Origin of the sequence: Hyphomicrobium sp. (assembly GCF_036833075.1) — a bacterium.
In the GTDB taxonomy this organism is placed as follows: domain Bacteria; phylum Pseudomonadota; class Alphaproteobacteria; order Rhizobiales; family Hyphomicrobiaceae; genus Hyphomicrobium_C.
Window position 1 is genome coordinate 20,157 of sequence record NZ_DAITQL010000019.1, and the last position, 20,771, is coordinate 40,927.

Here is a 20,771-nt window from a genome sequence, read left to right on the forward strand (position 1 = left end):
GTCACCCCGTCGTGCACTTGGTGTCGCACGGAACTTCCTCGCGCGTATCGACCGTGCCGCGCATCGGCGACATCACCTCGCGGAAGCACTTGCCGCCTTCCTTCACGATGCGTACGAGCTGCGCCCGGCTGACCAGCGACTGGCACATAACCTCCATGGCGTCCTGCGCGAGGCGCAAACCTGTCGATGGAGCACCCGCCGTCTGGGTGGCCTGGGCCTGCGCGGCCCCGATCAGAAGGTCGAGCAGGCCCGCCGGCGGCGGCGCTTCACCGGGCTTCTGCAACTGGTTGTAGGCGATCCATTCGTAGGTCGCCTTGCCGTCGTCGGTCGAGACCTTGAGCGAGATGTCGCCCGTCTCATCGCACGCGCCCGCGTCGATCTTCGTACCCTCCGCCGTGGAGAGCGCCTTGTATTCGATCTTGCAATCGATGTTGCGCTCCCAGATCTCGTACTGCGCGAGGCGATGCGAGACCTGGCTGAACGGCACCTTGTACTGCCAGGCATGATAGGCGGTGATCGCCGTCGGAATGGCGCCCACGATCGTCACCACCAGCGCCGCCGTCTTGAGCATCGGAACGAGGCGGTTCACGGGGCCAGAACGCGGGTCGTGGTCCATCGCTTGCTCGGTCATCGGTTGCATCCCCTCGAATGTCGTTTCCTCGGACGCCGCGATCGCGGCTGCGGCGCGCATCTCGCCCGCGGCGGCTCCGGCCACACCCTGTGCCACAGGCGCCCTGAACCGGGCTTGAGCGCCGGGTTCATGCGCCGTTCACCATGTCTGCAACGCCGCGCGGAGGCCACAACCTAGCTCTCCGCGCCTCCGTTGGCCATCCGGTTTACCAAACGGCCGGGCGCTCGGCCGGAACTCCGCGGGGCGAAACTTTACCGAGATTTGAGATGAACTTTTGCAACGGATCCGGAATTTATATCTCACAAACTCCCGCTCCCTCGCGCTGGAGACGAACATGCGCACAACGCTTCTCGCCGGCCTTCTCGCGGCCGCAACGGCCGTCACATCCGCTGAGGCCACGCCCGACCCCGCCCCCAATCCCGTCGGCGATCCGAAAGTCGCCTCCTCCGACGACGGCAAGTATTTCGACGCCAATGGCAACCCCACCTACAAGATCGAGTCCGGCGACAAGGTCGACTGGTACACTTTCTCGGGCTACCGCCGCTTCAATGGCGCCTGCGAAGTCTGCCACGGCTTCGACGGGTCCGGCTCGAGCTTCGCGCCGGACCTGACGCAGTCACTGAAAACCATCGGCTACGCGGATTTCGAGAAGATCGTGGTCAACGGCAAGCAGGACGTGAATACGGCGCAGAGCCTGGTGATGCCGGCCTTCGGCGACAACAAGAACGTCATGTGCTACCTGGACGACATCTACGTCTACCTGCGCGCCCGCGCCGACGGCGCGCAAGGAAACGGCCGTCCCGCCGCGCACGAGGACAAGCCCAAGACGGCCTCCCAGAACGAGACCGATTGCATGGGACCGTGAGCGCCCGTCGGTCTCGCCGCAGAGCGGTCTGAGAGAAATCAGATTGAAAGGGCCATCGAAACGAAAAAGCCCCCTCGGATTTCATACCGAGCGGGGCTCTCTGTTATCGGTAACCTGCCCAGCCGAGCCGGGCTTATGAGGCGAGGCTCTGGCGTCGCGGTCTTGATCCGGACCGCATGTCCGCCCTCGCATGAGGTATGACAGATCTGATTTTGGAACGGCCCGGATACGCAGCGCTTGAGCTCAAGCAGCGCGTGTTATCCAAGCCTGGACCTCGCGTCAGCGCGGGGTCCGAGTGAACGACCAGGTGGCGTCATCCTTCCTCCGTTCGCTGTTGATAGGGCCCGTGGTCTTCGGCGCGCGCGCTGGCCAGCCGGCAACGCCTAAGACCACGGAAAAGACGACTGTCCTCACAACCGGGGGTGCTGCCGCCAATTGGGCTTAGGTGCGGACCCAGCTCAGGGATGACATTGGCAGCGACAGCCATCTGGCTGTGAGAATCAGCTCAGATCGTGCCCCTGTCAAGGCCGTTCATGCACCCTAGGGAATTACACGTCTCGCATCGCAACTGCGAAAAGAGATCGCGGACCACCGGCCTTCCCGATATGGAGGCTCGATGAAAGCGAACGGCGATTTCGAAATCTTCCTGGCCACTGCTCCGGGCCTGGAGGGCGTGCTCTGCGACGAGGTCAAGGCCAATGGTTTTCGCGCGCCCAAGGCGGTTAAGGGCGGAGTAACCATCGAAGGGCGCTGGCACGACGTCTGGCGCGCCAACCTCGTCATCCGCGGCGCCAGCCGCATCCTCGCCCGCCTCGGCACCTTCCGCACTACAGAGCTCGCGGACATCGAGAAGCGTGCCCGCCGCCTGCCCTGGAGCAGCATCCTCCGCGCCGGCGTTCCGGTCCGTGTGGAGGCGACGGCGACGCGCTCGCGCATCTATCACACGGGCGCCATCGCCGAGCGCATCGGCAGGGCTGTCTGCGCCGCCGCCGGCACGACGCTGTCCGACGCGGCGGATCTCGCGATCGCCGCCCGGTTCGAGAACGATGTCTGCACGATCAGCATCGATACCTCCGGCACGCTTCTGCACAAGCGCGGCTTCAAGGAGGCCGTCGCCAAGGCGCCCCTGCGCGAGACCCTCGCCGCGCTCTTCCTGCGCCAATGCGGCTATAGCGGCACCGAGCCCGTCCTCGATCCCATGTGCGGCTCGGGCACGTTCGTCATCGAGGCGGCCGAGATTGCAGCCGGCCTGATGCCGGGACGCGCGCGTCGCTTCACCTTCGAGCACCTCGCGACTTTCGATGAAGCAGCCTGGACCGCGCTCAGGGCCTCCAAGGCCGCTGAAGCCCGAACACCGTCCGTCCGCGCCTACGGAAGCGACCGCGATGCCGGCGCCATCGCCATGAGCCGCGCCAACGCCGAGCGCGCGGGCGTCGCCGCCTTCACCGAGTTCCAGGAGCGCACGGTGAGCGCGTTGACGGCGCCCGAGGGACCGCCGGGCCTCGTCATCGTCAATCCACCCTACGGCGCGCGCATCGGCGACAGGAAGACGTTGCAGCCCCTCTATCGCGCCCTCGGCCGCACGCTGCTGGAGAAATTCGCGGGCTGGCGCGTCGGCCTCGTCACCGCCGACGCCGCGCTCGCCAGAGCAACCACCCTGCCCTTCCTGCCGCCGTCCGCGCCCGTCGCCCACGGCGGCCTTCGCATCACGCTGTTTCGGACCGCCCCGCTCGTCTGAACGCCCGCGCACCGCCAGGCGCCGGGAGCACTGCCGCGCGTCCAAGGAACGCGCACGGGGGCTTCGACGTTGTAGCCGCGGTTGAGACACCCAGGCGCCCCTCACAAAATATGCCGGAACAGTCCCCCAGTTCGTCGAGCGTTCCCGCGACGCCGCCCATCGAGGTGGTCCGTGTCGCCGCCGCGCTCGTCTCGACCGCGATCGTCATCGCCGCGCTCTACTACGGCCGCGATGTCTTCATCCCGCTGGCCTGCGCGTTCCTGATCGGATTCGCCCTGAGCCCTCCGGTCGCCTGGCTGGTGCGCCTGGGGCTGCCGCGGCTGCTCGCCGTCATTCTCGTCATGATGATGCTGCTCGCCGCGCTGGCGGGCCTGGGCTTCGTCCTCGCCTCCCAACTTCGCTCCCTGAGCCAGGACCTGCCGACCTATCAATCGACGATGCGCACCAAGCTGTCGGACCTGAAGGCCCAGCTCAAAGCCCCCGGAATGTTCGATGGCGCGATCAAAACGGTTGAGACCGTAGAAAAGGAGATGAACGGCCGCTCGCCCGCTGCCGAAGCGCCGCCCGGCGCCCCGCAGCGCGTCGAGATCGTCCCGGGCCCGAGCGATCCGTTCGAAACCTCCATGGAGTGGCTCGGCCGGTCTCTCGAGCCGCTGGCGACGGCCGGCATCGTCTTCGTGTTCGTTTTCCTGGCGCTGCTCGACCGCAGCGATCTCAGGGATCGCCTGTTGCGGATGCTCGGCGGGAACCTGCATCGGTCGACCGACGCCCTTGGCGAAGCCGGCGACCGCATCAGCCGGTATCTGCTGATGCAGGTCATCGTCAATGTCTCCTACGGCATTCCCATGGCACTCGGGCTGTGGCTGATCGGCGTGCCGGGCGCACTGCTCTGGGGCAGCGTCGCCGCGGTGATGCGCTTCGTTCCCTACGTCGGCCCGGTGCTGTCGGCCGTCTTTCCGATCGGCCTCGCCTTCGCCGTCGATCCCGGATGGGGCATGCTGCTCTGGACGGTCGCGCTGATCCTGTCGCTCGAGCTCGTCAGCAACAATATCGTCGAGCCTTTGCTTTACGGCACGAGCACCGGACTGTCGGCGATGTCGCTCATCACGGCGGCCACGTTCTGGACCGCGCTCTGGGGCCCCGTGGGCCTGATCCTCTCCACGCCCCTCACCGTCTGCCTGCTCGTCATCGGCCGCAATATTCCCCAGCTCCGGTTCCTCGATACGCTGCTCGGATCGCTCCCCGCGCTCGACCTGCCGACAAGGGTCTATCAGCGGCTGATCGCCGACGATGCCGACGAGGCGATCGAGATCGCCATGACCGAGATCGAGGGCACATCGCCCCGCCAGTTCTACAACGACGTCGGCATTGCCGTGCTGCGCCTCGCAAGCGAGGACTATCTCAGCAACGCGACGAGCGAGCACCGCCTGCGCATCGCCGATGGCATGGACGCGCTGTTGGACGATCTCTGGGAGCAGTATCCCGCGCCCCTCCCCGCAGACACCGCGCCGCAGGTCGTCTGCCTCGGCGGCAAATGGGAGGTGGACGGCTTCGCCTGTCGGATGCTCGCCCATGCCTTGGCGCTGGAAGGCGTTCCCGCCGAGAGCCAGCCGCCGATGGCGGTCAGCGCGGCGGCGATCGACAGGCTCGATTTCGGCCGGACAACCGTCGTGTGCCTCAGCTACTTCACGTCCGACCCGGCTGCGCCCGCCCGTCATCTCTGCCGCCGCCTGCGCCGCCGGTGGCCGCACCTCAGGATCGTTCTCGCGCTGTGGAACCCGCCCCAGGACCTTCTCGCCGACGCGGCGCACGAGGCTCTCGGCGCCGACGCGCTCGTCACCTCGATCGACGAGGCGGCGGGACGCATCCATCGGATGGTCGCGCCCGAGGAGGCGGAGGAGGCCCTGAAGGCCGACGTGCCCGAGAACGACGCAGAGCGCGCGGCAGCCCTCCACGCGACGGGCCTCCTGTCCGGTGCGGTTCGCGAGGATCTGGACGCCATAGCGGCGCGCGCCGCAGACGTGTTCGATGTCGGCTTTGCCGTGATCTCCGCGATCGACGCGACGCAGGAGTACATCGTCGGGCAAAGCAAGGCGTTGCCGGGAGGCACGCCCGGGAACGGCGATGATGACATGCTCACGATCCCGCGCGACGAGGCGATCTGCAATCACGTTCTGGCGGACGCGGAGACGCTGGTGGTTCCGGACACCGGACGCGACCCGCGCTTCGCCGACAACCCCACCGTCAAGCGCTGGAACGCACGCTTCTACGCCGGCGCGCCGCTCCTCTCCGCCGAAGGACACGCGCTCGGTGTCCTGTGCCTGATCGACGACGAGCCGCGCACGCTCGATGAGCGGGACGTCGAGCTCCTGAACGAGATGGCCTCCGACGTCGTCGCCGTCATCACCGGAGATGGCGCCGCCCCCGCGCCTCCCGAAGAGCCACGCCCGTCCGCAACCGCGACCGTTGGCCAGGCCGTCCCGGACTAGCAAACTCCCGGCCCGGGGAACCGGCCGCTCCGCCCCCCTATCCCGGCGTCCATGCCTTTTTTTGCCCCGCGCCGTTGGGTTGCATTGCCCCCGCCCGGGCGCCGGGATAGACACTTCGCCCATGAGCAAGCCCCCTAGGAAATCGCCCGACAAATCCTCGGCCCGGCCCGCGTCCGAGCTGATGAAGACCATTCACGTCCGGGGCGCCCGCGAGCACAACCTGAAGAACGTCGACCTCGAGATCCCGCGCGACGCCCTCGTCGTGTTCACCGGCCTCTCGGGGTCCGGCAAGAGCTCGCTCGCCTTCGACACCATCTACGCCGAAGGCCAGCGCCGCTACGTCGAGAGCCTCTCGGCTTACGCGCGCCAGTTCCTGGAGATGATGCAGAAGCCGGACGTCGACCACATCGACGGCCTCTCGCCCGCCATCTCCATCGAGCAGAAGACGACCTCCAAGAACCCGCGCTCGACGGTGGGCACCGTCACCGAGATCTACGACTACCTGCGCCTCCTCTTCGCGCGCGTCGGCGTGCCCTACTCGCCCGCGACGGGCCTTCCCATCGAGAGCCAGACCGTCTCGCAGATGGTGGATCGCGTGATGGAGCTGCCGGAGGGAACTCGTCTTTACCTGCTCGCGCCCATCGCCCGCGGCCGCAAGGGCGAGTTCAAGAAAGAGCTGGCCGAGCTCATGAAGAAGGGCTTCCAGCGCGCCAAGATCGACGGCACCGTCTACGAGATCCCCGACGCGCCGAAGCTCGACAAGAAGTTCAAGCACGACATCGACATCGTCGTGGACCGCATCGTCCTGCCGAAGGCAGGCAACGAAAAAGCGCGCGCCGACATCATGAAGCGCCTCGCCGACAGCTTCGAGACCGCCCTCGGGCTCGGCGACGGCATCGTCTTCGCCGAGTTCGCCGACAAGCCGCTTTCGAAGGCCGACACCGAAGGCGCCAACAAATCGAAGAACGAGACCCACGAGCGCATCACCTTCTCGGCCCGCTTCGCCTGCCCGGTCTCTGGCTTCACCATCGAGGAGATCGAGCCCCGGCTCTTCTCCTTCAACGCCCCCGCCGGCGCCTGCCCGGAGTGCGACGGCCTCGGCACGGAGCTCAAGTTCGAGCCGGACCTCGTCGTCCCCGATCCGTCGCTCTCGCTCAAGGACGGCGCCGTCTACCCGTGGTCGCGCACCGGCAACACCTCGCCTTACTACGAGCAGACGCTGGACTCTCTTGCCAAGCACTACAAGGTGTCGATGACGACGCCCTGGGAGCGCCTGCCCAAGCACGTGCAGCTCGCCATCCTCTACGGCTCGGGCGACGAGGAGATCACGTTCACCTACTTCGACGGCGCCCGCAACTACAAGACCGCCAAGACCTTCGAAGGCGTGATCGGCAACATCGAGCGGCGCTGGCGCGAGACGGATTCCGACTGGGTGCGCGAGGAGCTGTCACGCTACCAGGGCGCCCACCCGTGCGAGGCGTGCAACGGCTTCCGTCTGAAACCGCAGGCGCTCGCAGTCAAGATCGCCGGCTTGCACATCGGCGAGGTGTGCGACATGTCGATCAAGGCGGCGAACCTGTGGTTCACCGAGGTGCCCGAGACCTTCACCCGCCAGCAGACCGAGATCGCGACGCGCATCCTGAAGGAGATCCGCGAGCGCCTCGTCTTCCTCAACGACGTCGGCCTCGAATATCTCACGCTGTCGCGCTCCTCCGGCACGCTCTCCGGCGGTGAATCGCAGCGCATCCGCCTCGCCTCGCAGATCGGATCGGGGTTGACCGGCGTGCTCTACGTGCTCGACGAGCCCTCCATCGGCCTCCACCAGCGCGACAACGACCGCCTGCTCGCCACGCTCCGCCACCTGCGCGACCTCGGCAACACCGTCATCGTCGTCGAGCATGACGAGGACGCGATCCTGACCGCCGACCACGTGGTCGACATCGGCCCCGGCGCCGGCGTCCACGGCGGCGAGATCATCGCCCAGGGCACGCCCGACGACATCATGGCAAGCCCCAAGAGCCTCACCGGCCAATACCTTTCGGGCACGCGCCAGATCCCGCTGCCGAAGAGGCGCCGCCCCTTCGACAGGAAACGGACGCTGAAGGTCACGGGCGCGCGCGGCAACAACCTGCAGAACATCGCGGCCGAGATCCCGCTTGGCCTGCTCACCTGCATCACCGGCGTCTCGGGCGGCGGCAAGTCCACGTTCCTGATCGACACCGTCTACAAGGCCGTGGCGAGGAAGCTCAACAACGCGCGCGAGCACCCCGCCCCCTTCGACAGGATCGAGGGCCTCGAGCATCTCGACAAGGTCATCGACATAGACCAGTCACCCATCGGCCGCACGCCGCGCTCGAACCCGGCCACCTACACCGGCGCCTTCACGCCGATCCGCGACTGGTACGCGGGCCTCCCCGAGAGCAAGGCGCGCGGCTACGGCCCCGGCCGCTTCTCGTTCAACGTCAAAGGCGGCCGCTGCGAGGCCTGCCAGGGCGACGGCGTGATCAAGATCGAGATGCACTTCCTGCCCGACGTCTACGTCACCTGCGACGTCTGCAAGGGCAAGCGCTACAACCGTGAAACCCTCGAAGTGACGTTCCGCGAAAAATCCATCGCCGACGTGCTCGACATGACGGTGGAGGAAGGCGCGGCGTTCTTCCAGGCCGTGCCGCCGATCCGCGACAAGCTCGAAACGCTGGCCCGCGTCGGCCTCGGCTACATCCACATCGGCCAGCAGGCGACGACGCTCTCGGGCGGCGAGGCGCAACGCATCAAATTGTCGAAGGAACTAAGCCGCCGCGCGACAGGACGCACCCTCTACATCCTCGACGAGCCGACCACGGGCCTCCACTTCCACGACGTCGCGAAGCTGCTCGAGGTGCTGCACGAGCTTGCCGACGCCGGCAACACGGTGGTGGTCATCGAGCACAATCTGGAGGTCATCAAGACCGCCGACTGGATCATCGACCTCGGCCCCGAAGGCGGCGACGGCGGCGGCCGCATCGTGGCGCAGGGCACGCCGGAGGACGTGGCGGCGGTCAAGGAGAGCTACACGGGGCGGTATTTGAAGGACTTGCTGGTGCGGCGATCGAAGGGAAGCGGAAACGGCAAGAAGCAGGCGGCGGAGTAGCTCCGTCGAGTCTGCTGCTGACCCAGAGCGGACGCGATGGCGCGGCGGCGGAAGCCGCGGGCATTACTCCATTCAGTCGACGATCCACCATATGGAAAGCTTGGTGGCTTCGCTAAACCAGCTGCTCCCGTCATGAGGGGAATCGCTTCTCACGTATGGGTGTGGAACACCTTGTTCACGATCAGCCACTTCCCGTCGATCTTCATGAGGTTGAACGTGTCGGTGAAGCGGTACTTCTGCCAATCGTCGACCTCGACGCGTGCACTCGCGGTCGTACCAGCGACGTCAACCTTCACGATCCGCGGATTGATCTTCGGCGCAGGACCAAGCGAGTCCGTCCAGTCATAAATGAGCTTGATCGGTCCATGCACCAGCGTGTCGCCAAGATAGCCATAGACTGTCGCGCTCCCATGAAAGGCTGGCTGCATGACGCTGCCTTTGCCAGCCTTCGCGCCATTAAGGTACGGCTGAATAGCCTTGCTGATGAGCTCGTATTCCTGCGCCGGAGTTGTCGTCATCTTTCTTTGTCCTGTCTTCCTTAGCCTTCGCCGCGCTCGACCTTTGTCTCGTATTCGGACAAGGTCATGATGCCTTCTTTCTCAGCTTGCTGGCGCTCGCAGGGCGGGATCGCGTCCTGCACGATATCCATGCGCTTCCACGACGCCAGCGGCGTCTCCTTGTCCGCGACCGGCACATACTTCGACTGGCCCACGCGCTCGTACTTGTGCACATAGCGCGGGCAGTTGACCCAAACGCGCTCAATGTCGACAGTCACGACGTATTTTGCTTCGACCCAGTTGGAGAGGAGCGGGCTCTCGCGTTCGAACTTCGCCTTGCCCTGGACCCGGAAGCGGTGCGGTTTCTCGAAGTCGATGAACAACAAACCGACGTGTTGCTGTCCGAGGATATTGCCCACCGAGTAGAACATGCCGTTCCCATCGAAGCCCGGAAACGCGAGCGTCTTTTCGTCGAGCACAGCGACAAGGCCGACAGGTCCGCCCTTGTACGAAACGGTGGGGCGGCCTTCCTTGTCGACCGTCGCGAGGAAAAACATGTCGCGCGAGGCAATGAAGGTCTGCTCTTCAGGAGCGAGAACACGGTGCGCCCATTTTGTGTCGAGAAGATCCGCGAGCTTCCGCGTACCGAACTCTTCCTGAAGGGCGATATGTTCGTCGAAGTAGAGAGTTTCCATCCCGTCACCGCTTTTGATTGCGAATGTTGGGAGGAACCTAACCAGCACGGCGCCAGCTGGAGAGTACCGGTTTCGCGTTTTTTTGATGGTACCGGTTTCAAACGACGGGTTTTGCGCTCTTCGGTCGACCGGCGGCAGCGCCAAGAAGCGCAAAGCTCGCCGCGATTTCTGCTTCACGGCAGGCCGCAAAGCCTAAGAGCAGAATCCTGTCAGCGTCGGAGCGGAGCTGGCGGCTCGCGACGGAAGCGTCATCGAGCGTATAAAGCCTCACGCCACTCTGCCGGGCAATCGCCTGCAGCTTGGAAGCATCGGGCAGCGTCTCGGGAAGATGCCAGACAAGGTGCGTACCACATTCCTTGCCGCGAAGGTCCTGCTCGCCAAAGGATGAGGTGATGCTCGCTATCAACACATCCCGCCGCGACTTGTAACTGCGTCTGAGGCGCTTCAAAAGGCGGTCATAGCCGCCGGCTACGATGAAGTCATTGAGCACAGCCTGCTCAAGCCACGGAAAGCCGGAACACGGAAACCCATATTCAAGGAAGATCGCCGCATCGCTCGCAGCCCGGTAGAGCGCTTGTGGCAGGACCATGTAGCCAATACGAAGTCCCGGTCCAAGCGGGCTTGAAAATGACGCGACATACGTTATCCGGTCATGCCGGTCGCGTGTCTTCATCGCTAAGCTCGGGCGGCCCTCGTAGCGAAAGTCGCCATCAAAATCGACTTCGACAATGTGGCTATCCGTGCGCTCAGCCCATGCAATGAGCGCATCTTGCCTCTCGGCACTCAACGCAGGGCTCAAAGGGTACTGCCTCGTCGGCGTGACGAACGCCAAGCAGCCGCGCGTCTCCGGCAGGTTCTCGAGCCGCGCGCCGTCCTCGTCCACGCGCAGAGAAACAATCTCCGCGCCGTAGTTGACAAATAGATTTTGCGCGATACCGCAGCACGGTGCTTCCATTACGACCTTCGTACCGGGCCGCACAAATAGCTGCGCCATGACATTGAGCGCTTGCTGGATCCCGGTGACGACAAGAACGTGCTCGGCATCCGTATCGATGCCGCGAGTAGCCGCCAAGAGAAGTGCGATCGATTCTCGCAAGGGTGGATAGCCGCCCGGCGGACCGCTGCGGGTGAGATTGAATTTCGAGGATTGCATGCGCCGTGTCATCAAGCGCCGCCATGCAGCTTGTGGGAAAGCCGAAGCATCGCAAGCTTCGAGCTCGAAATCGCAAATGGTGCGCGCGGCGCTTTCCTCCGCGCCGGTTTCGCGCCTTAGTTTGTAGCCAAGCCCCTTGTTCAGAGCGAGCGGCGCGCTCTGTGCTTCCGTCTCTCCGCGCGGCGCATAGATTGCCTGTTCGGGATGGCTGTCAGCAACGAACGTTCCGCCACCTTCCTCCGTTACCAGGTAGCCTTCGGCGATCAGGCGTTGATAGCTATTGAGGATGGTGTTGCGGGAGATACCAAGACGTTCGGCCAGCGAACGCGTACCGGGCAACCGCTCGCCGGGCTTCATGCGCCCGTCCTTGATCGCGGACGTTATTTCTCGCACGACCTGCTCTTGCAGGGGTTCATCCAAAGATGCGTCTACGCGGATTGGTAACGGCATAACCGCAACCTAATCGCGCAAAGTAGCGCTCGCAACCCATCTGTTACGACCGGAGGGTAGACTTGAGGGGCACGCTCAATCCAGACTCGCGAAGTTAGCTGCTAGAACTGGAGGGGACGCGGCCCACAATCACCGTGTTGTACTTCGATTTCTGCTTCTGGCCCCTAGCGGACCTCCCGAGTCGAATCTTATCCCCGCTTCCCTATCCTCCGCCTACCCTCTCCCCATCCCGACCAACCGGGGGCCGGCGCGAGCTGGGCGGTCATGCCGGAGGCATGCTTCCAGCATGACGGGCGGGAGCTGCGCCTCCGCTTATCGCTGGTACCATCAGCTAGGCTGGTAAGGTGCGGAGCCGTCTTCTCGATGTGATGGATCGAGAAGCAAACGCGTGCACGGTGGATGGTCATGCCGGAGGCGTGCAGCCAAAGACGGTGCGCGGCTTCGTTCCGGTGGAGGTCGTGTCGCGATGGAGCGCACTCATAACGCGCTCACCTCGTCGCGATGCTGGGCAGCGGCGGAGCGGTTTAGGCCGCATCCCCAAGAGTTACCCACGGCCTGACGCTCCGCTCCCCGGAGTTCCCGCTTTTCACGCCCGCTCTTTGAGCCGATCGAAACCCTCACGCCGCGCCCTCGGGGCTCGCGGCTGTTTCGTCATGCCGGAGGATGCAAATGACATGCTGCCGAAGGCGTACACATCAAGCACGCCCGCATCCCGCGTCGGCAATGCCCTACTAGGCGTCCGGCTCCGAGCCGGAGCCCGTCTTGAAGGCTCCGAGGTCCACGACGTTGCTCTCCGGCCCGTTCACCTCGGAGAAGTGCGTCACCTTGTTAGCGTCGCACACGTAGAGCCACTTCCAGTCGAACAGCTCGCCGTCTCGGACATAGCCCAGCATCGCGCCCTTCTTCGTGCGCCAGAACAGCCAGGGCGGCAGCGCGGTGCCGTCCTTGACCCAGTTCGGCTCGACGTACTCGGCAACGGGCTTCCAGTGAATCATACGCTTTCCTTGCAAGACTGACGGCGATGCGCCCGCGTGCATCCACAGTACCGGCGAGCGTCATCGCCGCGAGATCGCGCCGCGCTCGTGTGATGATCAAGCGGCCTGCTCCCAAGCGAATGTCTTGATCTGAATCACACGAGCAAGTCCACGATTCTAGTGCCCCTTATGAGTCCGAAGTTCGCTATGGGACCTAGCCGCAAACGCAAGCGAACTTCGGAATCGGGACACTAGCGACCCTTCTTGCCACCGAAGGCGACACCGGAGCCGAAGGGGGACGTCTGTGCGGCGGGCTTCGCCTTGTCCTTCTTGGGCTTGCGCTTTTCCTTGTTGCTCTTCTGCTGACCCTTCGCCACGGTTCACGTCCTTCCCGGTTGAGATCGTGCTGCGCCGATCCGCAGCGGCGGTGCCAGCATAAACGACACAGGTCGGCGGACCATTTGGCGAGCGACCCTACCACACCACGTCAGTCCGCGGCGGACATTCGCCGGCGCCATGACACCGCCTTACCGGGCCGCTATCGCCGCGCCATGCCGTCTCCCGCATCATCCCCCGCGCGCCTGTGGCGCCACGTCGCCGCCCTCGCCTTCGCGCTGACCATCGTCGTGCTCGCCCCCGCACGTGCCGAGCCGGAAAAGCTCACCAAGGCAGAGGCCGCCGCCGTTGCCGCCTACGACGACGCCCTCGCCGCCTTCAAAAAGGTCCTCGCCCAGCGCCGCACCGAGATCGACGCCGGCAAGGCGCTGCCGCGCCTGCCGGGCCAGGCCGTCTACCTCGCGCGCCTCAAGGTCATGAGCACCTACAAGGACCTGACCGACGTACTGCCGTCGCGCATCGGCCCGCCGAACAAATTCGACGTCCCGCCCGACCACTTCGACGTCGCCATCGAGCCGCTGATCGAGGAATACGCAGATCTCTTCGCGGTCATGCAGGCGCCGCCGAAGTTCGCGCAGGCCTCGAAAACACCGATGAAGGACGTCGTGGACCTCGGGCGCGCCATCGCCCGTGCCAAGGGCGCCGACGCCGCAACCGCGGACGCCGCGGGCCGCATCAGCCTCGGCATCTTCTTCGCCGAGACCAACGCGCGCCAGAACATCGGCAATGCGCGCTCCGACACATATAAGGGTAGCCTGCAGACCGGCACGTCCGAGGATCGCAACGGCCGCAGGAAATGGGCGGCGATCAAGAAGCAGGTGGCGAAGCGCGATCCCAAGCTCGCCGCCCGCGACGAGGCCGAGGAAGCCCGCGCCGCCAGGATCGACCAGCGCTACAATCACTGGCTCGCCGTGCGCAACGGCCTCATGAACGCCCACGCCGACCTGTTCGCCGACATCCCGGCCATCCAGAAGATGCTGCCCGACGAGATCGACCAGATGAAGCTGTTCCAGCTCATCCAGATCGTGCCGACGCCGACGCGCGCCGCGCTGAAATCCGGCAACGTCGAGACCTACAGGATCTCGGACAAGCGCGTGATGGGCTTCCTGCGCAACAACTCGATCTTCACCTTCGGCAAGGAGAACCGCGCCAGGACGTCGGCCACCTACCGCGAGATCCTCGATGCCATGTGGCTGTTCACGCCGAAGTTCGAGAAGGCCCGCGACAGGTTCCACGCCATAAAGAACGGCGCCCTGGAGTAGATCTGCCCGCATCACGTCGGACGGTGTAGACTGCCAGCCGCACCGCTTCGGATCTCGCGCGCAATGATCCTGGTTACTATGTCCGCGCACGCATCTTTGCATTCCGACCCCGCAAAGCCATCATGCTTCGCAGCGTTCTCCGGCAGACAAATGAGTTGCCGAAGCAATGTGGAATGAGCAAAGGAGCATCGCCATGCAGACGCGTATGGCCCGCCTCACCCTTCGCACCGTCGCGATAGCGCTCGCGCTTTCGGGAAGCGCCGTTCTGGCCCTCGCTGAGGACACCCCGCCCACACCCGAGACCGGGATCGAGCAGGGGCTGCATCCGAAGGCGCACCACCCGGTCACGGAGGCCGACATCGCCGAATGCATGAAGAGCTGGGATCCGAATACGCAGATGAGCCGGGAGGAGTTCGAGGAAGCCTGCAAGCGCTCGCTCAAGTATTATCCCGACAATCCCGACTGACGGCAGGCGCCCGCCATTCCGACTGGCATCGCCCCGACGATCGGGATGAGACGTCCGCCTCGGAGAACCAGCATGTCGAAACCTCTTGTCGTCACCATCCCGCACAACCTCGGCAAGGAGGAAGCCGTCAGCCGGCTCAAGGGCGGCCTGGCCAAGGCCACCGCCACGCTCCCCATGTTCTCGCTCGACGAGGAGACATGGGTGGGCGACACGATGAGCTTCCGGCTCAATGCGATGGGACAGGAAGCGTTCGGCAAGGTGGACGTCGCCGAGCAGGAGGTCTGCATCGAGGTCACGCTGCCCTGGCTCCTGCAGCGCTTCGGCGAGATGATCCAGGGCGCGATCCGGCAGAAGGGCCAGATCCTGCTCGAGCACAAGAAGTAGCCGGCAAAGGCCGTGCGGGAGGCGCGCTCCCGAGCGTTTGCTGCGCCGCTCCCAAAAATGCCCCTTGCGCCCGCAGCGGGCTATGGCACTCTCGCGACACGGGGAAAATACCGAGGTGATAATACCGGAGGAGACTCCAATGGTCGTCGCCGATCCCGCCGCAGATGCCGACTATGCCGAGCACATGGCCTTCTACCGCTCGTTCCTGAGCAAGCTCCGACTATCGGTCGGCACGATGGCCGTAGTCCTGATCCTGTTGGCCTATTTCCTACTCTAGGCCCAGGCGCAACGGCAGCGATGAGCGCACCAAGCCGCGCGATGGTCTTGATGCGGCTAGGTCAGTTTGCGCGTGTGGTAGAGCGCCGGGAAAAGGCGCGTCCAGAGCGCGGTGATGGCGAGGGCGCCCACGCCGCCGACGACCACCGCCGGCACGGCGCCGATCAGCGCCGCCATGGTGCCGGCACGGAACTCACCCACCTCGTTCGATGCGCCGATGAAGACGCTGTTGACCGCTGTTACGCGGCCGCGGAGGTCGTCGGGCGTCGCGAGCTGGATCAGCGTCGAGCGCACGTTGACGCTCACCATGTCGGCGGCACCCATGACGAACAGCGCCGGCAGCGAGATCCACAGCGTGGTCGAGAGGCCGAAGACGACGATCGCCACGCCGAAGATCGCAACACTCGCGAACATGACCTTGCCGGCATGGTCGGGGATGGGATTGCGCACGAGCCAGACCACCATCACCAGCGCGCCGATGCCCGCCGCCGAGCGCAGGAAGCCGAGGCCCCACGGACCGACCTCCAGGATGTCGCGCGCGTAGACCGGAAGAAGCGCCGTCGCGCCGCCGAGCAGGACGGCGAACATATCGAGCGAGATGGCGCCGAGCACGATGGGATTGTTGCGGATGTAGCGGAAGCCCGCCAGCATCGTCTCGATGGAGCGCGGATCGGAGGTGGTCTTCTGCGCGGGCTTGGGGATGAAGCGCGTCAGCACAGCGGCCGCCGCAAACAGCACGAACGCCACCGCGTAGGGCACGTTCGAGGAGAGGCCGTACAGCAAACCGCCGACAGCGGGGCCGATGGTGAAGGACGCCTGCATGGCGGACGAGTTCCACGCCACGGCATTGGCGAAGCTCTCGCGCGGCACGATATTGGCGGCCAGCGACTGCACCGCCGGCGTCAGGAAGGCGCGCGCGACACCGAACAGCGTCAGGATGACGAACACCGGCCACACGTTTCCCTGCGCACCGGCGCGGGCGGCGTGCCAGATCCAGAAGGCGGCAAGGGCTGCGACCGAGAGCGCCTCGAGCGCGATGGTGAGCCCCATCACCGCGCGGCGGTTGTAGCGGTCGGCCACGGTGCCGGTCACGAGCACGAAGACGATGGCGGGCGCGAACTGCACGAGGCCGACGAGACCCAGCAGGAAGGCGTTGCGCGTCTCGTCGTAGATCTGCCAGCCGACGGCGACGGAGACGATCTGCGTCGCGAAGCCGTTCAGAAAACGCGCCATCCAGTAGATGCGAAACGACGCGTAGGTGAAGGCCGACGGCGGCCGTCCCGGTCCGGCGCTTGCGTCCTGGTCCAAACGATCCCTCCGAGAAGCGGCACGGCGGGGCGCGAAACCCGGCGGCGGGTCAGGATCGCCGCTTCACCCTACTTCCATTCGATCTTGAGAACCTCGTAGGAGCGGGCGCCCTTTGGCGTCGTCACCTCGGCGGAATCGCCTTTCGACTTGCCGATCAGCGCGCGCGCGATAGGGCTCGAGATCGAGATCTTGCCGCTCTTCACGTCGGCCTCGAGGTCGCCCACGATCTTGTACGTCACCTTCTCGTCGGTGTCCTCGTCGACCAGTGTCACGGTCGCGCCGAACTTGATCGTCGTACCCGAGAGCTTCGACGTGTCGACGATCTCGGCACGGCCGATCTTGTCCTCGAGCTCTGCAACGCGTGCCTCGTTGAGGCCCTGCGCCTCCTTGGCGGCGTGATATTCCGCGTTCTCGCTGAGGTCGCCGTGGGAGCGGGCTTCGGCAATGGCCTGGATGATGCGCGGGCGCTCCTCCGCCTTGAGGCGCTGCAGCTCCGCCTCGAGCCGCTTGAAGCCCTCGGTCGTCATCGGGACACGTTCCATCGACATCGCTAAAGTCTCCCATTCGGCGTGGCCGGCGGCCAGCACCTTCAATCGCGAGATCCCCGTACTCTCATGGGACTGGTGGCGGGATAATGCCGGGGACGAGCCTCCAGCGTCTCAAGCGCGGCCGACGTAGGCCTGCAGCGGAGCCACCTTGAGGGTATCGGCCTTCAGCGCCTTGATCGCGCGTGTCACGGCAACCGCACCGGCCAAGGTTGTATAATACGGAATGTGGTGAAGCAAGGCCGTGCGCCGGATGTCCTTGCTGTCGGCCACGGCCTTGGCCCCTTCCGTCGTATTGAAGACCAGGGCCACGTCGCCGTTCTTCATGGCGTCGACGATATGCGGGCGCCCCTCCAGCACCTTGTTCACGGCCTCGCATCTTATGCCGTTGGCCAGGAGATGCCGGCGCGTGCCACGGGTTGCGATGACCTTGAAGCCCTGCTCCGTCAGCTCGCGGAGCGGCGCCACGATGCGGTCCTTGTCGGCATCCTTCACGGAGACGAAGACCGTGCCCCCGGTCGGCAGCTTCTGACCCGCGCCGAGCTGGCTCTTGGCGAAGGCGATCGAGAAGTCGCGATCGACGCCCATGACCTCGCCCGTCGAGCGCATCTCTGGGCCGAGGATCGGGTCGACGCCGGGAAAGCGCGCGAACGGGAACACCGCCTCCTTGACGGCGACGTGGCGGATGTCGGCAGGCTTCAGGCCGAAGCTCGCAAGCGGCCGGCCGGCCATGATCTCGGCGGCGATGGCGGCGACGGGCAAGCCGATCACCTTGGCCACGAACGGCACCGTGCGGGACGCGCGCGGGTTCACCTCGAGCACGTAGACCTCGCCGTCCTTGATGGCGAACTGGACGTTCATGAGGCCGACGACACCCAGCGCAAGCGCGAGCTCGCGCGCCTCGCGCTCGAGCTCGGCGATGATCTCGGGCGAGAGCGAGTAGGGCGGCAGCGAGCAGGCGCTGTCGCCCGAATGGATGCCGGCTTCCTCGATGTGCTCCATGATGCCGGCCACGAAGGTGTCGCGGCCGTCGGAGAGGCAGTCGACGTCGACCTCGGTCGCATCGGCCAGATAGCGGTCGATCAGGAGCGGCCGCTTCGCCGAGACGACGAGCTCCGAGGGGCGGTCGAGCGTGGCGGAGAGGCGCGCGATATAGCGATCCACCTCGGCCCGGTCGTGCACGATCTCCATGGCACGCCCGCCCAGCACGTAGGACGGACGGATGACGACCGGGAAGCTCACGCGCTCGGCGATCTCCGCGGCCTCCCCCGGCGTCGCGGCAATACCGCTCTCGGGCTGGCGGAGGCCGAGCCTCTCGATCAGCGCGTTGAAGCGGTCGCGGTCCTCCGCGAGGTCGATGGCGTCCGGCGAGGTACCGAGGATCGGCACGCCGGCCTCCTCGAGCGCGCCTGCGAGCTTCAGCGGCGTCTGGCCGCCGAATTGCACGATGACGCCCTTGACGGTGCCGTTCTCCTGCTCGCGGCGGATGATCTCGAGCACGTCCTCGGCCGTCAGCGGCTCGAAGTAGAGCCGGTCCGACGTGTCATAGTCGGTGGAGACGGTCTCCGGGTTGCAGTTGACCATGATGGTCTCGTATCCCACGGCCGTCAGCGCAAAGCAGGCATGGCAGCAGCAGTAGTCGAACTCGATGCCCTGGCCGATGCGGTTCGGCCCGCCGCCGAGGATGACAATCTTTTCGCGGTCGGTGGGCGCGGCCTCGCACACCGGCGCACCGGCCTTGTCGCCCGCTTCCGACAGCACCAGCCCGCTCTCGTAGGTCGAATACATATAGGCCGTGGGCGAGGCGAACTCGGCGGCGCAGGTGTCGATGCGCTTGAACACCGGGCGCACGCCGAGGGCGTGACGCGCCGCGGTGACCTCCGCCTCCGACAGGCCGGCAAGCTTCGCGAGCCGCGCATCCGAGAAGCCCATGGACTTCAGGAAGCGGACATGCTCGGCCGATTTCGGCAGCCCGTGTGCCGCGACGCGCGCCTCGACGTCAAGGATCTCCTTGATGCGCGCGATGAACCAAGGGTCGATCTTGCAGGAGGCGTGCACCTGCTCGGGATCGACGCCGAGCCGCAGCGCCTGCGCGACCTTGAGGATACGGTCGGGTGTCGGACGCCCGAGCGCGGCGCGGATGACGTTCTTGTCGTCGCCCTGCCCCAGACCTTCGAGCTCGATATCGTCGAGACCGGTGAGGCCGGTCTCCATGGAGCGCAGCGCCTTCTGCAGGCTTTCGGCGAACGTGCGTCCGATGGACATGGCTTCGCCGACGGAGCGCATGGCGGTCGTCAGCGTCGGATCGGCGCCCTGGAATTTCTCAAAGGCGAAGCGCGGGATCTTGGTGACGACGTAGTCGATGGTCGGCTCGAAGGATGCGGGCGTGGCCCCGCCCGTGATGTCGTTCTCCAGTTCGTCGAGCGTGTAGCCGACGGCAAGGCGCGCCGCGACCTTGGCGATGGGGAAGCCCGTCGCTTTGGAGGCGAGCGCGGAGGAGCGCGACACGCGCGGGTTCATCTCGATGACGACGAGGCGGCCGTCGGCGGGGTTGACCGCGAACTGCACGTTGGAGCCGCCGGTCTCGACGCCGATCTCGCGCAGCACCGCCAGCGAGGCGTCGCGCATGATCTGGTATTCCTTGTCGGTGAGGGTCAGCGCCGGCGCGACCGTGATGCTGTCGCCGGTGTGTACGCCCATAGGGTCGACGTTCTCGATCGAGCAGATGACGATGCAATTGTCCGCCTTGTCGCGGACCACCTCCATCTCGTACTCCTTCCAGCCGAGCAGGCTCTCGTCGATCAGGATCTGGCCGACGGGCGAGGCATCGAGGCCGGAGCGCGCGATCTGCTCGAACTCCTCGCGGTTGTAGGCCACGCCCCCGCCCGTGCCGCCCAATGTGAACGCGGGACGGATGATGGCGGGCAGGCCGATCTCTTCGAGCGCGCGCATGGCCTCGGCGAAACCCGCGTGCGTATCGTAGCTGACGATCTGGCCCTGTGCGTCCTTGACCGGCGGAGAGGAGGCGATGGCGGCGCGCGGGCTCTCGAGGCCGATGCGGTCCATGGCCTCGCGGAAGAGCTTGCGGTCCTCGGCCTTGTCGATCGCTTCGGCGCAGGCGCCGATCAACTCGACACCGTGCTGGGCGAGCACGCCCTGGCGCTCGAGCGCAAGCGCGGTGTTGAGCGCGGTCTGCCCGCCCATGGTCGGCAGCAGCACAAGCTTCTCGTCGGGGCGCTGCCGGCGTTCCTCGGCAATGATCTTGGCGACGATCTCCGGCGTGATCGGCTCGATGTAGGTCGCATCCGCGAGCCCCGGATCGGTCATGATCGTCGCCGGGTTGGAATTGACGAGGACGATCCGGTATCCCTCGGCCTTGAGCGCCTTGCACGCCTGGGTGCCGGAATAGTCGAACTCGCACGCCTGGCCGATGACGATGGGGCCGGCGCCGATGATGAGGATCGCGTCGATGTCTGTGCGTTTGGGCATGGCGAGGCCGGTTCTATTCGAGG

17 protein-coding genes are annotated in these 20,771 nt (G+C 65.6%); 8 read left to right on the forward strand and 9 right to left on the reverse strand.

Annotated elements, in window-relative coordinates; translation table 11 throughout:
- Nucleotide 1 precedes the first annotated feature (1 nt).
- A complete protein-coding gene (locus V7082_RS07915; RefSeq protein ID WP_334147435.1) occupies nucleotides 2–631 on the reverse strand; it encodes a hypothetical protein in 630 nt (209 codons plus the stop codon).
- Between the two features lie 334 nt (nucleotides 632–965).
- On the opposite strand from V7082_RS07915, the gene V7082_RS07920 reads away from it, so the two are divergent.
- From V7082_RS07920 to uvrA, 4 genes are all read left to right on the forward strand, one after another.
- Complete coding sequence (locus V7082_RS07920) at nucleotides 966–1,496, forward strand: c-type cytochrome, methanol metabolism-related (RefSeq protein ID WP_334147437.1); 531 nt, start codon at nucleotides 966–968, stop codon at nucleotides 1,494–1,496.
- A 616-nt stretch (nucleotides 1,497–2,112) separates the two neighbouring features.
- Nucleotides 2,113–3,234, forward strand: a complete 1,122-nt coding sequence (locus V7082_RS07925; RefSeq protein WP_334147439.1) for a THUMP domain-containing class I SAM-dependent RNA methyltransferase — start codon at nucleotides 2,113–2,115, stop codon at nucleotides 3,232–3,234.
- A 110-nt stretch (nucleotides 3,235–3,344) separates the two neighbouring features.
- Complete coding sequence (locus V7082_RS07930; protein WP_334147441.1) at nucleotides 3,345–5,723, forward strand: AI-2E family transporter; 2,379 nt, start codon at nucleotides 3,345–3,347, stop codon at nucleotides 5,721–5,723.
- Between the two features lie 181 nt (nucleotides 5,724–5,904).
- Entirely contained in the window at nucleotides 5,905–8,853 is a 2,949-nt protein-coding gene (gene uvrA / locus V7082_RS07935; protein WP_334147510.1) for an excinuclease ABC subunit UvrA, read from the forward strand.
- A gap of 149 nt (nucleotides 8,854–9,002) precedes the next feature.
- Here uvrA and V7082_RS07940 read toward each other — a convergent pair whose 3' ends face one another.
- From V7082_RS07940 to V7082_RS07960, 5 genes are all read right to left on the reverse strand, one after another.
- Nucleotides 9,003–9,371, reverse strand: coding sequence for a nuclear transport factor 2 family protein (locus V7082_RS07940; protein WP_334147443.1), 369 nt, complete (start codon nucleotides 9,369–9,371; stop codon nucleotides 9,003–9,005).
- A 20-nt stretch (nucleotides 9,372–9,391) separates the two neighbouring features.
- Complete coding sequence (locus tag V7082_RS07945; RefSeq protein WP_334147512.1) at nucleotides 9,392–10,045, reverse strand: pyridoxamine 5'-phosphate oxidase family protein; 654 nt, start codon at nucleotides 10,043–10,045, stop codon at nucleotides 9,392–9,394.
- Nucleotides 10,046–10,142: 97 nt separating this feature from the next.
- Entirely contained in the window at nucleotides 10,143–11,648 is a 1,506-nt protein-coding gene (gene pdxR, locus V7082_RS07950; protein WP_334147445.1) for a MocR-like pyridoxine biosynthesis transcription factor PdxR, read from the reverse strand.
- A 731-nt stretch (nucleotides 11,649–12,379) separates the two neighbouring features.
- Complete coding sequence (locus V7082_RS07955) at nucleotides 12,380–12,643, reverse strand: hypothetical protein (protein ID WP_334147447.1); 264 nt, start codon at nucleotides 12,641–12,643, stop codon at nucleotides 12,380–12,382.
- Nucleotides 12,644–12,873: 230 nt separating this feature from the next.
- Entirely contained in the window at nucleotides 12,874–12,999 is a 126-nt protein-coding gene (locus V7082_RS07960; RefSeq protein ID WP_334147449.1) for a hypothetical protein, read from the reverse strand.
- A 174-nt stretch (nucleotides 13,000–13,173) separates the two neighbouring features.
- Here V7082_RS07960 and V7082_RS07965 point away from each other — a divergent pair, with 174 nt between their 5' ends.
- From V7082_RS07965 to V7082_RS07980, 4 genes are all read left to right on the forward strand, one after another.
- Entirely contained in the window at nucleotides 13,174–14,280 is a 1,107-nt protein-coding gene (locus V7082_RS07965; protein ID WP_442909767.1) for a hypothetical protein, read from the forward strand.
- Nucleotides 14,281–14,473: 193 nt separating this feature from the next.
- Nucleotides 14,474–14,746, forward strand: a complete 273-nt coding sequence (locus tag V7082_RS07970; RefSeq protein WP_334147453.1) for a hypothetical protein — start codon at nucleotides 14,474–14,476, stop codon at nucleotides 14,744–14,746.
- A gap of 72 nt (nucleotides 14,747–14,818) precedes the next feature.
- Complete coding sequence (locus V7082_RS07975; RefSeq protein ID WP_334147455.1) at nucleotides 14,819–15,130, forward strand: polyhydroxyalkanoic acid system family protein; 312 nt, start codon at nucleotides 14,819–14,821, stop codon at nucleotides 15,128–15,130.
- A 139-nt stretch (nucleotides 15,131–15,269) separates the two neighbouring features.
- Complete coding sequence (locus tag V7082_RS07980) at nucleotides 15,270–15,407, forward strand: aa3-type cytochrome c oxidase subunit IV (RefSeq protein WP_334147456.1); 138 nt, start codon at nucleotides 15,270–15,272, stop codon at nucleotides 15,405–15,407.
- Between the two features lie 56 nt (nucleotides 15,408–15,463).
- Here the strand turns inward: V7082_RS07980 and V7082_RS07985 are convergent, their stop codons facing one another.
- The 3 genes from V7082_RS07985 to carB form a co-directional block, all read right to left on the reverse strand.
- Nucleotides 15,464–16,714: an MFS transporter gene (locus V7082_RS07985; RefSeq protein ID WP_334147458.1), complete on the reverse strand. Its 1,251-nt coding sequence runs from the start codon at nucleotides 16,712–16,714 to the stop codon at nucleotides 15,464–15,466.
- 68 nt (nucleotides 16,715–16,782) lie between these two features.
- Entirely contained in the window at nucleotides 16,783–17,256 is a 474-nt protein-coding gene (gene greA, locus V7082_RS07990) for a transcription elongation factor GreA (protein ID WP_334147514.1), read from the reverse strand.
- A 117-nt stretch (nucleotides 17,257–17,373) separates the two neighbouring features.
- On the reverse strand, nucleotides 17,374–20,748 hold the full coding sequence (gene carB, locus V7082_RS07995; protein ID WP_334147460.1) for a carbamoyl-phosphate synthase large subunit: 3,375 nt from the start codon (nucleotides 20,746–20,748) through the stop codon (nucleotides 17,374–17,376).
- Nucleotides 20,749–20,771 lie beyond the last annotated feature (23 nt).

Excerpts from the sequence above, each read along its gene's own strand:
- uvrA (WP_334147510.1), top strand. The coding sequence starts at position 5,905 with ATGAAGACCATTCACGTCCGGGGCGCCCGCGAGCACAACCTGAAGAAC.
- V7082_RS07915 (WP_334147435.1), bottom strand. The coding sequence starts at position 631 with ATGACCGAGCAAGCGATGGACCACGACCCGCGTTCTGGCCCCGTGAAC.
- V7082_RS07965 (WP_442909767.1), top strand. The coding sequence starts at position 13,174 with ATGCCGTCTCCCGCATCATCCCCCGCGCGCCTGTGGCGCCACGTCGCC.
- V7082_RS07980 (WP_334147456.1), top strand. The coding sequence starts at position 15,270 with ATGGTCGTCGCCGATCCCGCCGCAGATGCCGACTATGCCGAGCACATG.
- V7082_RS07955 (WP_334147447.1), bottom strand. The coding sequence starts at position 12,643 with ATGATTCACTGGAAGCCCGTTGCCGAGTACGTCGAGCCGAACTGGGTC.
- pdxR (WP_334147445.1), bottom strand. The coding sequence starts at position 11,648 with ATGCCGTTACCAATCCGCGTAGACGCATCTTTGGATGAACCCCTGCAA.
- V7082_RS07930 (WP_334147441.1), top strand. The coding sequence starts at position 3,345 with ATGCCGGAACAGTCCCCCAGTTCGTCGAGCGTTCCCGCGACGCCGCCC.
- V7082_RS07920 (WP_334147437.1), top strand. The coding sequence starts at position 966 with ATGCGCACAACGCTTCTCGCCGGCCTTCTCGCGGCCGCAACGGCCGTC.
- carB (WP_334147460.1), bottom strand. The coding sequence starts at position 20,748 with ATGCCCAAACGCACAGACATCGACGCGATCCTCATCATCGGCGCCGGC.
- greA (WP_334147514.1), bottom strand. The coding sequence starts at position 17,256 with ATGGAACGTGTCCCGATGACGACCGAGGGCTTCAAGCGGCTCGAGGCG.
- V7082_RS07945 (WP_334147512.1), bottom strand. The coding sequence starts at position 10,045 with ATGGAAACTCTCTACTTCGACGAACATATCGCCCTTCAGGAAGAGTTC.
- V7082_RS07940 (WP_334147443.1), bottom strand. The coding sequence starts at position 9,371 with ATGACGACAACTCCGGCGCAGGAATACGAGCTCATCAGCAAGGCTATT.
- V7082_RS07925 (WP_334147439.1), top strand. The coding sequence starts at position 2,113 with ATGAAAGCGAACGGCGATTTCGAAATCTTCCTGGCCACTGCTCCGGGC.
- V7082_RS07970 (WP_334147453.1), top strand. The coding sequence starts at position 14,474 with ATGCAGACGCGTATGGCCCGCCTCACCCTTCGCACCGTCGCGATAGCG.
- V7082_RS07975 (WP_334147455.1), top strand. The coding sequence starts at position 14,819 with ATGTCGAAACCTCTTGTCGTCACCATCCCGCACAACCTCGGCAAGGAG.